Origin of the sequence: Micromonospora sp. C51 (assembly GCF_018070435.1) — a bacterium.
Lineage (GTDB): Bacteria > Actinomycetota > Actinomycetes > Mycobacteriales > Micromonosporaceae > Micromonospora > Micromonospora sediminimaris.
In genome coordinates this window covers 1-1,149 of sequence record NZ_JAGPXQ010000096.1, presented here as the reverse complement: position 1 = coordinate 1,149, position 1,149 = coordinate 1, and the positions used below count along the sequence as shown (strand labels likewise).

Below are 1,149 nucleotides of genomic sequence, written 5' to 3'. Positions count from 1 at the left end.
CTTGGGGTCAAGGGGTGAGTGCAATCGTTAGGGAGTGATGAGTTGTGCGAGGCGTTGGGCTGGGGTGTTCCAGTCCAGCGTTTCGCGGGGTCGGGTGTTGAGTTCGTGGGCGACCTCGTCCAGGCCGGTCTGGTCGATGGTGCGGAAGTCGTAGCTGCTTTTGGGGAAGTACTGGCGTAGCAGGCCGTTGGTGTTCTCGTTGCTGCCGCGTTGCCAGGGGCTGTGGGGGTCGCAGAAGTAGACCGGGCAGCCGGTGGCGACGGTGAACACGGGGTGGGTGGCCATTTCCACGCCTTGGTCCCAGGTCAGCGACCGGAGTAGGTGTGCCGGCATCCGGGTGGCCAGGGTGGTGAGCACGGCGATGACGGCGTCGCTGTCGCGGCCGTTGGGTAGGGCGCCGAGCATCACGTAGCGGGTGGCCCGTTCGACCAGGGTCACGATCGCTGACGCGCCGGCTTTGCCGATGACCAGGTCACCTTCCCAGTGCCCGGGCACGGCCCGGTCGGTGGCCTCCGCGGGCCGGGTGCTGATGTGCAGATCCCCGATCCAGGGCCGACGGCTCCGGGCGGCGCCCGCGGCGCGTGACTGCGGGCGCCGCTGGGTACGACCCGAGCGCAACGCCACCTGTCGACCCAACTCCGCGCGCAGGTTACCCCGCGACTGCACGTAGATCGCCTGGTAGATCGTCTCGTGGGACACCTGGGACTCCGGACGGTCGGCGTACGTGGCCCGCAACCACGCGGCGATCTGCTTCGGAGACCACCTACGCGCCAGTTTCCCCGCCACCGTGTGCCGCAGCCGCGTGCCCGGCCGAAGCTTCGACGCCTTCGGCCGCCGCCGCGCCGTGTCAGCCCGCCGCTGCGCCCACTGCGCCTGATACCCCCACCGATACGGCCGGCGAGCCCGCCCGGGCGGCAACGACCGCCCGAGCGGATTCTTCGTCCCGTGCCGCGCACTGTGATACCGCGCGACCTCCCGCGACACCGTGCACACCGGCAACCCCAACAGCCCCGCGATCTGCGAGATCGTTCGCCCCGACCCCCACAAATGCTCCAACACCTGCCGATGCCCGAACGTCACCACACCCGGCCTGGCCACCAACACCTCCAGCACAACCAAGATCAGTTGCACTGAACCCTAGAAACCACC

General features: G+C 69.0%; 1 protein-coding gene. It reads right to left on the bottom strand.

All coding sequences use genetic code 11. The features are described 5' to 3' along the window. Positions 1 to 27 precede the first annotated feature (27 nt). Positions 28 to 984: an IS30 family transposase gene (locus KBX50_RS32515; protein WP_307871145.1), complete on the bottom strand. Its 957-nt coding sequence runs from the start codon at positions 982 to 984 to the stop codon at positions 28 to 30. Positions 985 to 1,149 lie beyond the last annotated feature (165 nt).